Here is a 13,854-nt window from a genome sequence, read left to right on the forward strand (position 1 = left end):
TTCCCACCCCCACATTTTCGAGGAGATTCATCATGGCGCTACCCACAGCAGTGCGATACGAGATGCCCACCGAGTTTCCGCAAAATCGGGTCGACTGGACTCTCGATCCTTCCCGAGCGGTGTTGCTTCTGCACGACATGCAGGAATATTTCGTGAACGCGTACGACCGAAGCGTCGACCCGCTCCAAACCGTGGTTCCGAACATCGACCGGCTTCGTTCGTCGGCGCGAGCTGCCGGAATCCCGATCGTCTACACCGCGCAACCCGGTGATCAGGATCCCGAGGAGCGTGCGTTGCTGTCGGATTTCTGGGGACCGGGTCTGAAGGCAGATCCCGCTCACACCGACGTGATCGCCGAGTTGGCTCCGCATTCGGACGACGTGATGCTCACAAAATGGCGCTACAGCGCCTTCATCAAGACGGATCTGCGTGAGCGGCTGCGCGAGAGTGGGCGTGACCAGCTGATCATCACCGGAATCTATGCCCACATCGGTTGCCTGACTACCGCTTTGGACGGGTTCATGCAAGACGTGCAGATCTTCTTCGTGGGCGACGCGGTAGCCGACTTCTCCCTGGACGAGCATGTCGGTGCGCTCGAGTACGCGGCCGGGCGCTGCGCCTCGGTCACCCGAACCGACGACCTGGTCAAGGCGATGAGCGCGGAAACCGTTTCGGCGTAGGCGTGAACGGCGACGGGTGCGCCACCCGTCGCCGTATTGTCAGATGTGTGAAGACTCTGTTGGTGGTTCACCACTCGCCCTCGCCGACAACCCACGAATTGTTGGATGCAGTCCTGGCCGGGGCTCGCGATCCCGAGATCGAGGGCGTCGAGGTGAAGGTGATGCCGGCGTTGGCGGCGACGGTGCCCGACGTCCTCGCTGCTGACGGCTATCTTTTCGGAACCACCGCCAATTTCGGTTACATGTCGGGCGCGCTGAAATACTTCTTCGACACCACGTACTACCAATGCCTCGGCGCGGTTTCGGATCGACCGTACGGCCTGTGGGTTCACGGCAACAACGACACTGCCGGTGCAGTGTCCTCGGTGCGCAAACTCGCCACCGGGCTCGGATTGGTCGCGGTGGCGGATCCGCTCGAAGTGACTGTGAGCGTGGACAAATCTGTCCGCGATGGTTGTTATGAACTGGGCGGAACCGTCGCGGCAACGCTGATGGACTAGCCTTCACTTTCTCGTTTCGATTCACGAAAGAGACTGTCCCGCAAGCGGTTGTAGAAGCGCGTGTCCTCTGATTGACGCGTCGGGAGCCGTCGGTTCTCGGGTCACCGGCGAGGCGGATTCCCCGATTCATTGACATTTAGTTTAGGCTACCCAAAACGACGTTAGGTCACCCTTGGGTGACGTGTGTCCACAGACGAGGGGATCAGTGTGAGCGTTCTTCCAGGTTCGAACTCCGGAGCGGCGAGCGAAGCTACGTTTGCTCTCACAGGAGCTCAACTCGGGATTTGGAACGCACAGAGGCTTGATCCCGAATCTCGGAGCTACCTCGTCGGTGAGGTGCTCGAAATCTCGGGCGACGAACCGATCGACACCGAACTGCTGACAGCCGCCATCACGGCGACGATCGGTGAAGCCGAAACCATGCGGCTGCGGATGATCGAGACGGCGGACGGCCCGCGTCAGTACATCTCCGACGAGCCGGTTGGCATCATCCCGATCACCGACGTCCGTGACGAGCGCGATCCCGTAGCCGTGGCGCACGCACTGGTCGACGCCGAGCGCAGCCGGGCGTCCGAGTACTGCCGCCTGATGGTGGAGCGTCCGCTGTACACCTACTCGCTGATCAGGCTCTCCGATCGCGAGATCTGGTGCATCCAGCTCTATCACCACCTGATCGTCGACGGATACAGCGCAGCAATGATTTCGCGCCGAGTCGCCGCGCACTACACGGCCGCGAAGAAGGGAACCGAGGTCGCGCCAACGCGATTCGGTTCTATGACAGATCTGGTCAGCGAGGACGAGGCGTACCGGGCTGGCGAGCAGTTCGCGGAAGATCGTGACTACTGGCGTGATGTCCTGACGCCGTTGCCCGCGTTGGACGGACGCGGCCAGCAGGTCACCGGTCCGGCGGAACGAACGATCCAGGTTCGCGAGATCATTACCGCCGACGCCCTCAACCGCCTCAAAGACGTGGCAGACGCGACGGGAACAACGTGGGCCGAGGCACTGATCGCCTGCTACGGCGCGTTTCTCCACCGACTGCTCGGCGAGACGGATGTTGTCATCGCGATGCCACTCATGGCGCGCGTAGGTCGCACGGCACTCAAGACGCCGGCCATGGCAGTCAACGTTCTGCCTCTCCGGTTGACGATTCGCAGCCACGATCGACTCGGTGACCTGAGCAAGCAGGTGGCCGCCACGATGAAAAGCCTGCGCGCACACCAGCGCTACCGCGGTGAGAATCTTGCTCGGGACCTGGGCGTCGCCGGAACCGGCGCACTGCTTCACGGGATCGGAATCAATCTCAAGGCTTTCGACTTCGCCCTCGATTTCGCCGGCGCTGTGGGTGTACTGCGAAACGTCGCCGGGGGACCGCCGGAGGACCTGGGTTTGACGGTGACGCCCATTGCGGACGGCGAAGTTCTACTCGGATTCGAAGTGGACGCGCGTACCAATACTCGGGAATCGGTTCAGCGTCGCCTCGCCGGTTTCGTCAGCATCGTCAACGCGATGGTCGGGGAGGGAGATCCTGCCGTCGGTCAGGTGGAGATGATGCCTGCGGCCGAAGCCGCGCGGATTCTCGCCGGCCGCGAAACTGCACTGCTGCCCGGCTCGGTCGAACTCGTTCCCGACGTGTTCGACCGCATCGTTGTCGAGCACGCGGATGACACAGTCCTCGTGTGCGGTGACGAACGTTTGACAGGCGCAGAACTCGGTGGCCGCGTCCACAAGCTCGCCCGGTTGCTTCGGGCCCGCGATGTCGGCCCGGACGACATTGTCGGACTTGCGCTTCCGCGTACTTCCGAGATGGTGGTGGCTCTGCTCGCGACATTGAACGCGGGCGCAGCGTACGTGGCCCTGGATCCGCAGCACCCGGCCGAGCGGTTGCGAGATCTGATCGACGACGCGCAGCCGAAGGTCGTGATCACCACTTCCACTCTGGCCGAGCAACTCGTCGGAGGTTCTCGGCCCGACCCCCTCGTCCTCGATTCCGACGCAGTCCGCGAAGAACTCCGTGCCAATTCCGAGCTTCCACTCGAACTCGGTGAACTGGCGACAGCACGGCATGGTGATCACCTGGCGTATGTCATCTACACCTCGGGATCGACAGGCAAGCCCAAGGGTGTGCTGGTCAGAGGCGGTGGATTGGCGCACCTGCTTCACCACCATCGCGCCACCATCTACCGGGACACCGCCGAGCGCGTCGGGAACCGCCAACTGCACACCGCGCACACAGCGTCGTTCGCCTTCGATGCGTCTCTCGATCAACTGTTGTGGCTGCTGTGTGGTCATCGGGTGCACGTATACGACGAGGAACTGCAGAAGGACGCGGTCGCTCTGGTCGCGGCGTTCGAGCGAGATTGCGTCGACGTGGTCGACACGACGCCGTCGATGGCGGCAGCGATGGTGGACAACGGGTTGCTGCGTACGCAGCGGTTGCAGCTCCTCGTCGTGGGTGGCGAGGCGGCACCGCCCGCACTGTGGGACGCGATCATCGAATCCGGTGTTCCGGCTCGAAACCTGTACGGCCCCACAGAAACGACGGTCGACGCGATCGCGACCACGGTCGAAGGTGCCGGACCGCGTATCGGGTACCCGCTCGCGGGTACCCGTGCGTACCTGCTCGACAGCGCGCTCGAGCCGGTCGCCGACGGTGAACGAGGTGAGCTCTACCTGGCGGGACCGCAATTGGCCAGGGGCTACCTCGGCCGCGCCGGCGCGACCTCCGAGCGTTTTGTCGCAGATCCTTTCGGGGCTCCGGGAGATCTGATGTACCGCGCCGGGGACGTGGCGCGGTGGGTGCCGGGGCGGGGCTACGACTTCATCGGTCGCAGCGACAAGCAGGTGAAGATTCGCGGACATCGAGTCGAGTTGAGCGAGGTCGAGGCTGTTCTCGGATCGGTACCCCGAATCGGCGCGGCTGCTGCGTTGATCCGCACGGATGGGGGACGGCCCAGCCTCGTCGGCTACGTTGTAGCCGCCGCCGGCGCGACGCTTCCGCCGCAGGAAGAATTGCGCCGTGACCTCGCCGGTCGCGTACCGGATCATCTGGTTCCCGCCGCAATCGTCGTTCTGGACGAACTGCCCGTCACGGTGAACGGAAAGCTCGATCGTGCGGCACTACCTGCCCCGGCTGCCGAATCGGCAGGGCGCGCCGCATCCACACCGCGCGAGGAAATCCTCTGTGACGTGGTGGCCGAGGTGCTCGGCCGCGAACGCGTCGGCGTGGACGAGGACTTCTTCGGCCTCGGTGGTGACAGCATCACGGCGATCAGTGTCAGCAGTCGACTGCGGGTGCGCGGACTGATCGTTGCTCCCAAAGAACTACTGGCACAGCGAGATCTGGGAACCATCGCCGCTGCGGCACGTGAGATTGCCGATGACGCCGACGCCGTAGCCTCGGTTGCGGACGTGGCGACCGGCACCGTGATCGCCCCGCCGATCGTTCGAGCACTGATCGACAAGAATCCGACAGACGAGGCAATCGCGGGCTACGCGCAGTGGACCGCAGTGCGCATCGACGACAGCCTTTCACTGGGTGACCTGCAGTCCGGCGTGCAGACGATCCTCGATCACCATGACGCTCTACGCCTGCTCCTGCGCCGTGACAACGACAGCGGCACTACCGAATTGATCGTCCGGGACCCCGGCGCGGTGCGCAGCGAGGGACTCGTTCGAGAGGTGTCCGACACCTCCGAGCCGTCCCGGATCAGAGACCTCGCGGAGGCGTCGGCGGCGGGTCTCGACCCACGTGCCGGTGAACTCCTGCGAGTCGTACTGGTCAATACCGAGGCCGGACGACCCGACCAATTGATCGTCGTGGCTCACCATTTGATCGTCGACGGTGTGTCCTGGCGAATTCTGCTTCCAGACCTCCACGAAGCCACCGATGCTGCACGCGAGCGTAGGTCGGCCCGGTTGGCTGCAGGCGGAAGTTCGTGGCGTCGATACGCAGGGTTGCTCGCGGAATTCGGGGCCTCTGGCAGCAGGGCGTCAGAGCTCGAGTACTGGAAGTCTGCGTCGGTACAGGCGGACGACGAGCCGATCGGCAGTCGTCGTCTCGACCCGAAGATCGACGTGACCGCAACCGCCTCTCGCACGACAACCATTGCGCCCCCGGCCGTCACCGACGCGCTGTTGACCACGCTTCCGGCGGCGTATCGAGCCAAGGCCGACGAAGTGCTTCTCTCGGGTTTGATGCTTGCCTTGCGCTCATGGCAGCACGGCCGCGGCCTCATCGGGCTGCCCGCGCAGACAGTTACCGTCGAAGGTCATGGCCGCGACGCGCTCACCAGCGACACCGACTTCGCCGGAACCATCGGGTGGTTCACCAGTGAGTTCCCCGTCCGGGTTCCCACCGATGCACTGCTCACCGCAGACGATCTTGCCGACGCACTGAGCGGCGGAGCAGCTGCGGGGCATCTCCTTCGTGCGGTGAAGGAGGCAAAACGCGCCGTACCCGGAGGCGGAGTCGGCTATGGAGTTCTGCGGCATCTGGATCCCGACACCGCACCTGACCTTTCCGCGTGCGCTACACCCGAACTGCTGCTCAACTATCTGGGCCGCTTCCCGTCCTTGCCCGGAACCGGATGGCGATTGCCGGAGCAGGATCCATTCGCGGTCATCGAGCCGGCGACGAAGGTTATGTCGGAAGTGCTGGCGCTCAACGCATTTGTCCGAGAGGACGACTCGACGACGCTGGCAGTCGAATGGACTGCGGCGGGTTCAGTGCTCGACGGCGCGACGATCGTCGAGCTGCAAGAGCATTGGGAACGTGCGCTCGCTGCCCTGACCGCGCATGCCGCGCTCTTCGAGGGTGGTTTGACGCCTTCCGATTGCTCGGCGACGATCTTCGGCCAGGGCGCGGTGGTCGATCAGGCAGGGATCAACGAACTCGAAGCCGTCCACGGACCGCTTGCCGACGTCCTTCCGCTCTCGCCGCTACAAGAAGGTCTCCTGTTCCATGCGGTCCGTGACGGAGCCGCAGACGTCTACACGCTCACTGCACGCTTCGACCTCTCCGGGCCACTGGACGAGGCGAAGTTGGCCGACGCGTTCGAGACCGTGATCGACAGGCACCCGAACCTTCGCGCAGCTTTTCACTACGAGCAGTTCGAACGGCCCGTTCAGATCATTCCGCGCGGCGCAAAAGTCGAGTGGCGTTCGGTCGATCTGACCTCCGTTCCAGCTGACACTGCATTCCGCTCTGCAGATCAGCTCGAGGACGAGGCCGCCAAGCATGTCTTCGACGTCAGTACACCGCCTCTGCTGCGTGCACTACTGGTTCGGCTGCCCGGCGGGGTGCACCGTTTGGTCCTCAACGCGCACCACCTGCTCACCGACGGTTGGTCGACTCCGATCGTCCTGCGCGAGCTGATGAACGTCTACCACGACGGCGACAGCCGCCTCCCTGCGCCGACGCCGTATCGCGACTACTTGGCATGGATCGCCGGCCGTGATCAGGACTCTGCCCGCGCAGCGTGGAGCGAGCGTTTGCGTGGGCTCACCGCGCCGACTCTCGTTGCCGATGCCGGAGCGCCGCGAAGTGTGCCCGTCGCGCTCGAGGTTCCTCTCGCGACATCGGACGCCGAAGCGCTGATCGAACTCGGCCGTGCGCGAGCGCTGACGGTCAACACCCTGGTTCAGGGTGCGTGGGCAGCAGCGCTCGCCGAAGCGACAGGACAGTGGGACGTCGTGTTCGGGGCCACGGTGTCCGGCCGACCTGCCGAACTCTCGGGGGTGGAGGGAATGGTCGGGTTGTTCAGCAACACGATTCCGGCCCGCCTCGACATCGTCGCGGACCGGCCTTTGCTCGATCAGTTCGTCGATCTCCAGAACGCCCAATTCGACATCGTGGACGTCGAACACACCAGTTTGGCCGAGATCGAACGCATCGCCGGAATCGGGCAACTGTTCGACACGCTCCTGGTGTTCGAGAACTTCCCGAACTCCGGTGCAGGACAGCCTGCATCGCACACACTGCGGGTCGAGGGATTCACCAACCGCGGAGTCACGCACTATCCGATGACGTTGATGGCGCCGCCGAGCACCGGTCTGGATCTGGTTCTGTACCACGATCCGGCAGTTGTCTCCGACGCCACGGCGGAGCGAATGGTCACACGGCTCGCGGAGATCCTGCGTGGGTTGCTGACCGAGCCGACAGCTCCCGCATCCGCGGTGCTCACGGTAGTCCGACAGGCAGCGTCCGTTGCCGATGCGGTGTCTGCCGCGAAAAATGTCGCTGTCACGAAAAAGGTGGCCGCGTCCGATCCTGCGATCGATGTCGATCCCGCGGTCGTGGATGCAGTGTGCGCCTGTGTCGCAACGGTGTTGGAGATTCCCGACGTCGATCCGGGCGACAATTTCTTCACTCTCGGCGGTCACTCGCTCACTGCGATGCGGTTGGTGGGAAGCCTGCGCAAGCTGGGAATTCGCGTCGTCGTCTCGGATGTCTTCGACACCCCGACCCCCCTCGGTCTTGCCGTGGCCGCACGCGTCGATCGGACGAAGTTCTCGCCGGATTCGGTCGTTGGCGTCGATCGACCCGTCGTGACCGTGGCGACGTTCCGCGCCCCGGCGGTGGCGGGAAATCCTGATCACGAGCGGTACTGGGTTCGCACGCTCGCGGACCTGCCCCTCGAAACGGACCTTCCGTATGACCGCCCGCGCGGCGAAGAGTACCGCCCGCACACCTACCTCCGTCAGCTACGCGATGCCCGGTTCGGTGACGAACCAGGATTCGACGCGGTGCTGTTGGCCGCCGTGGCGGCGACGCTGAACAGCTTCGGCGGTGGTCGGGACCTTGCGGTCGGACTGGTCTCGGAAGGGACTGACACCCTGATTCGGGTCGACCTGTCCGGTCGGCCTAGAATTGCCGATGTCGTTCGGCGAGTCGAAAACGCTGTCTCCGAGGCACTTGCGCATTCCGATGTCAGCCTCGACCGAATCGCCGATCTACTCGGGCGTCCGACGAGCAGCCTGTTCGCTGCCCGTGTCGGTCACTCGCCCGGAAAGAGCGTCGACCTCGAATTCGTCCGAACCGCAACAGAACTTCGATTGACGGTTGATGCCGGGCTGTTCGACGCCGCGACTGCGGACGCATTGCTCGACGGTGTGATCGCGGTCCTCGGTCACGAAATCAGCACTGTCGTCGCGGATCTGCGACTGGCGGAAAACAAGCCGGATCGCGACCCGGGCCGACGCGCGACGCCGCCGTCGGGGATCTCGCAGTTGTTCGCTCGACACGTCAGCCGCCACCCCGACGCCATCGCGGTGATCTCCGGCGAGGTCGGAATTACCTACGGGGAACTGTCGGCGCGCGTCGACGAGCTGGCCCGCGAACTTCTCGCGGTCGGCGCCGGACCCGAGAAGGTAGTCGCCGTCGCGCTGGATCGAAATGCGGATCTGGTGGCCGGACTGCTCGCGGTACTGCGCATCGGCGCTGCGTACCTGCCACTCGACGTCGATTACCCGACTGAGCGGCTCGAGTTCATGATCGAGGACGCGGCTCCGGTGTGTGTCCTGACCAGTATCGACAGCGCCGGGCAACTTCCGTTGACGGTCGCCACGAGTGTCTTCGTGGACGGTGAGTTCACCAACTCGGGTGTCGTGCTTCCTCCGCCGCCCGCGGCGGGTGATCACCTCGCCTACATGATCCACACCTCCGGTTCGACGGGTCGCCCCAAGGGCGTGATGGTCTCGACGGGCAACCTCGCAGCCTTCGCGGACACGGTACTCGAGGATTGCTGGATCAGGCCGGGCGATCGCATCGTCGCGGTGACAACGGTGTCGTTCGACATCGCGGCACTCGAGTTGCTGTGCCCGCTCGCGGCGGGCGCGACTGTCGTGATCGCAGACCGCAGGACGGTTCGCGATCCGGATGCGTTGTCGGCGTTGATCATCGCAAGCGATGCGACAGTGATGCAGGCAACGCCGGCGCTGTGGCGAGTGGTCACCGAACACGAGAACGCAGTCGGACTCGCCATGGTGCGAGCCCTGGTGGGAGGGGAAGCCCTCCCGCAGGATCTGGCCGACGATCTGGTGGCCAACGCTGCTTCGGTCCGGAATGTCTATGGACCCACCGAGGCCACGGTGTGGGCGACATCTTCGGTCATCACGACCGGCGACCGAGTCACGATCGGTCAGCCCTGGACCGATGTGCACGTGCGAATCCTCGACGACGACCTGCGTGAGGTTCCGGAAGGCGTTGCGGGCGAGCTGTATCTGGGCGGTGCGCAGGTGGTCCGCGGATACCTGAACCGCCCCGATCTGACCGTCGCTCGGTTCGTCGCCGATCCTTCTCTGCCGGGGGCACGCCTCTACCGCACCGGCGATCTGGTCCGACGCCGGCGAGGGGTTTTGCACTTCCTTCGTCGTGCGGACGATCAGGTGAAGGTTCGCGGTTTCCGCATCGAGCTCGGCGAAGTCGAAGGCGCGCTCGGATCGGTGGCAGGTGTGTTCCGCGCGGCAGCCACCGTTCGCGTCGATGCGGCGGGTACCGGAAGTTTGCACGGGTATGTGGTTCCCGAAGGTGCAACCACGCTCGATTCGGTACTGGTGCGCAAGGAGATTGCGCGGCTCCTACCCGAACACATGGTGCCGCAGACCATCACGGTGCTCGAGGCGCTACCACTCACCCTCAACGGGAAGGTGGACCGGAAGGCATTGCCCGACACCGCGCCGGATCGCGTGCAGAGTCCGCTCGTGGCCGTCGATGCGGATCGTCGGGCACGGCTCGAGTCGCTGAGCCCGGGCTGGCAGGACGTGCTGCCACTCGGTCCCTTGCAGGAAGGCATGTACTTCCAGTCGGTTCTCGACGGCGCCGGCGGCACGGATGTCTATCACATGCAGCCGCGATTCGAGTTCTCCGCCGATGCCGCCGTCGACGTTCGCTCAATCCGAGCAGCGGGGGATGCGCTCTTGCGGCGCTATCCGAACCTGCGGGCCGGCTTCACACACGCCGGTTTCGACGCTCCGGTGCAGTTCGTGCCCAGGGCAGCCGAAATGCCTTTCCGCGAAATCGATCTGAGCGCAGTCGCACCCGACGACTTGGATATCGAGGTCCGCGCCGTCGACGAGGCTGAATTCGGCAGGCTGTTCGACTTGAGTGCGCCGCCACTCATTCGAATGGTGTTGGTCTGGTTGCCAGGTGGGGGAGCGCACCTCGTCTTCACTCAGCACCACCTGCTGACCGACGGTTGGTCGCAGACCTTGATGTACGCGGAGTTGTTTGCGCTCTACGAGTTTGCTCGCACACACGGCACGGACCCGGTTGGACTCGACGGCGCGCTCGACAAGCCTGCGGACTTCCGTGATCACCTGCGATGGATCGCCGAAGCGGATCGCACGGACGCCATCTCGTCCTGGAAGGACTACCTCGCGGATCTCGAGCAACCCACACTCGTGGGTGGTACGGGATCAGGCGGGCGCGCTCCGTTGCCGGTGTTCACCCGGGTTCAGCTCGAACAGAGCATCACCGAGCACGTACGCGAGCTGGCCAGACGTAGCGGAGTGACGCTGTCCACCGTGGTTTCTGCGGCGTGGGGCCTGGCATTGCGCGCCGTGACGGGCCGTGACGACGTGGTCTTCGGATCGACGGTTTCGGGACGTTCACCCGAGGTCGAGGGCGCCGACCGAATGGTGGGCTTGGCGCTCAACACCATTCCCGTGCGTGTCCGGGTCCGGCCAGGCGAGGAGATCTCGGCGTTGCTCGGACGCCTGTTCCGTGAACAAGGTTCGCTGCTGGGGCATCACCATCTCGGGCTCGGCGACGTGCAGCGAAGTGCAGGGTTCGCCACGCTCTTCGACACGCTCTACGTTTTCCGCAACACCCCTCGCGACGAACAGGCACGTCGAGACACGTTCGGTCGCAGTGGAATCGTCGGGTTCGATGCGGTGGACGGCACGCACTATGCGCTCACGCTCGACGTGGATCCGGGTGTCGGGGACGCGGCGATGGCGCTCACACTCGAAAACCGTCCTGACCTGATTCCGCACGACGTGGCTCAGGACATCCTGTCCCGCACCATCACGATTCTCGAAGTGATGGCGAATTCCGATACCGCCACGGTGGCGGACACGGCGGTTCCGCTTTCGCGCACCCCCGCGGAATTCGCTTCGGAGCACGTCGTGATGCCACGGCCGGACCAGGCCGGCGGTAGCGTGGACGCACTACTGCGCGAAAGGGCAGCGGCAACTCCGGACGAGACGGCGCTGGTCTTCGGAGACGTCACACTGAGCGCAGCCGAGATGAACTCTCGGGTGGACAGACTGGCACGGATACTCGCTTCGGCGCTGGGGCAGTCGGTACCAGGCGGGGGACCGACCCGTGTTGTCGCGCTCGCGCTTCCGCGTACTGCCGATCACGTCGTCGCGATCTTCGCCGTCATGAGAACCGGAGCGGCCTACCTTCCCTTGGATCTGGCTCACCCGCCGGCACGCCTGCGCGAACTCATCCTCGACAGCGATGCGGCGCTGGTAGTCACCACGACTCAGACGCGTGACCTCGTTGTTCCCGATGGACAGCCATGTCTGGTCCTCGACGACCCGGACGTGGCCGGGGTACTCGACGGGCAGTCTTCGGCACCAGTTGTCGACGAGGCTGCGGTCTGCGGGCCGACCTCACCGGACCAGCCTGCCTACGTCATCTACACCTCGGGCAGTACCGGAAAACCCAAGGGCGTCGTGGTGGGTCACCGCGGGTTGACGACGATGTATCACAATCACAAGGCCGAGATATTCACGCCGACCGAAAACAGTGTGGGTGGCCGACGTCTGCGCATCGCGCATACAGTCTCGTTCTCGTTCGACATGTCGTGGGAGGAACTGTTCTGGTTGCTCGCGGGGCACGAAGTTCACGTGATCGACGAGCAGGCGCGACTGGACCCCGCGTCTCTGGTGAAGCATTACCGCGAAGTCGGTATCGACGTCGTGAATGTAACCCCCTCGTATGCACGGGAACTGATGGCCGCCGGTCTCCTCGACGGTGAGCGGACGCCGGTGTTGGTCATGCTCGGCGGAGAAGCTGTACCTGCCGAGTTGTGGTCGCGATTGCGCGATCAGGACGGTGTCGACGGGTACGACCTTTACGGGCCGACGGAGTTCACGATCAACGCGATGGGATCCCCGGTTCAGGGGAGCGAGACACCCTGCTTGGGTCGTCCGATTCTGAACGCGTCTGCGCGGGTACTCGATTCGGGTCTGCGGGAGGTACCGATCGGAGCGGCGGGCGAGCTGTACATGTCCGGAGACGGAACGGCGATGGGTTACCTTCACCGGACCGCGTTGACCTCCGCTGTGTTCGTTGCTGATCCCTACTCCGTCGGCAAGCGCATGTACCGCACGGGTGACGTTGTACTGCGTCGCCGCGACGGCGAACTCGAATATCTGGGTCGCGCAGACCATCAGGTCAAGATCCGAGGCATTCGGATCGAATTGGGTGAAGTCGAATCCGCGCTGGCGTCGTTGCCGGGAGTGTTGCGAGCGGCAGCGTCAGTCCGTAGCGAAGGCGGTGCGCCGCCGCGACTGGTCGGCTACGTCATCGAAGAACCCGGCGCTGATCCAGTCGATCTGCGAGCTGCGTTGCGGGAACGCGTACCGGCACACCTGGTTCCGTCGGACATCGTCGTCGTGGATTCGATCCCGTTGACGCCCAACGGAAAACTGGACCGCGGTGCGTTGCCGGCACCCCCCGCCCGAGCAGCGGCCCGAGCACCGCGAACCGAGATGGAAAGGCAACTGTGCCAGGTCTTTGCGCGGGTACTCGGCGTCGAGGCAGTCGATCCCGAAGAGAGTTTCTTCGATCTCGGCGGCGACTCGCTTCGAGCTATGCGACTGGTGGGGGAGATGGAGCACGACCTGTCGGTGAGCGTCGGTGTGGGAACGCTGATGGCCCGTCCGACAGTTGCAGAACTTGCAGTACACCTTGACGAGTCGGCGTCCGAAATCGATCTGAGTCGCGATCGCCTCCTGACACTGCGAGCCGAAGGCAGCGGAGAACCACTGTTCTGTGTGCATCCGGCCGGTGGATTCGCTTGGCCCTTTGCGCCTTTGACCGGTGTTCTCGATGCCGACCGTCCACTGTTCGGCCTGCAACTGCCCACAGTTGCCGGTGAGCCACTCGAACCGACGAACGTGGACCAACTGGCAGCGATGTACGTCGACACGATTCGCGGCGTGCAACCGAGCGGGCCGTACCACCTGCTCGGCTACTCGTTCGGTGGCAACGTCGTTGCCGCGATGGCGGCTCAGCTGGTCGATATCGGCGAGACAGTGGAGTTCGCCGGTCTGATCGATACTCATCCACTGGGAGATCGTGACGATCGCGGTCGCGACGATGCCGACGACCGAGATCTGGCCGCCGCCCTGCCACCCGAGATCCTCACTCAGGCACCGGGACTGGTCGACGCTGTTCGGGCGGGTTTTGATGCCACTCGTTTGCTCGTGGCCAGCTCGACCGACACAACCTACGACGGACCGGTTACTCTGATCACCGCCGACGCCGAGGCGTCCGGACAGCTGCTGGCTGATCGCTGGCGCGGAGTCCGCGGGGACCAGGACATGGCAGTACACCATCTGCCGTACGACCACGCCGGTTTGGTGACCCCAGCCGGGTGGGCGGCGATTGCCCCGCTGCTCGACAGCTATTTGTCGAAACGCACGGCTACATAGTTCGA

General features: G+C 64.4%; 3 protein-coding genes. All 3 read left to right on the top strand.

From position 1 onward, the window contains the following. Positions 1–32 precede the first annotated feature (32 nt). Positions 33–680 carry an isochorismatase family protein gene (locus P0M12_RS25380; protein WP_003942132.1) on the top strand — a complete coding sequence of 216 codons (648 nt, stop codon included), beginning with the start codon at positions 33–35 and terminating at the stop codon, positions 678–680. A 47-nt stretch (positions 681–727) separates the two neighbouring features. After that, complete coding sequence (locus P0M12_RS25385) at positions 728–1,180, top strand: flavodoxin family protein (RefSeq protein ID WP_003942217.1); 453 nt, start codon at positions 728–730, stop codon at positions 1,178–1,180. 207 nt (positions 1,181–1,387) lie between these two features. After that, positions 1,388–13,849, top strand: a complete 12,462-nt coding sequence (locus tag P0M12_RS25390; RefSeq protein ID WP_230793252.1) for a non-ribosomal peptide synthetase — start codon at positions 1,388–1,390, stop codon at positions 13,847–13,849. Positions 13,850–13,854 lie beyond the last annotated feature (5 nt).

It is taken from the genome of Rhodococcus sp. RCBS9 (assembly GCF_029457415.1).
GTDB classification, from domain to species: Bacteria; Actinomycetota; Actinomycetes; order Mycobacteriales; family Mycobacteriaceae; genus Rhodococcus_F; species Rhodococcus_F qingshengii.

Bases quoted from the DNA above. Each gene is read 5' to 3' on its own strand.
- P0M12_RS25380 (WP_003942132.1), top strand. From the start codon at position 33: ATGGCGCTACCCACAGCAGTGCGATACGAGATGCCCACCGAGTTTCCG.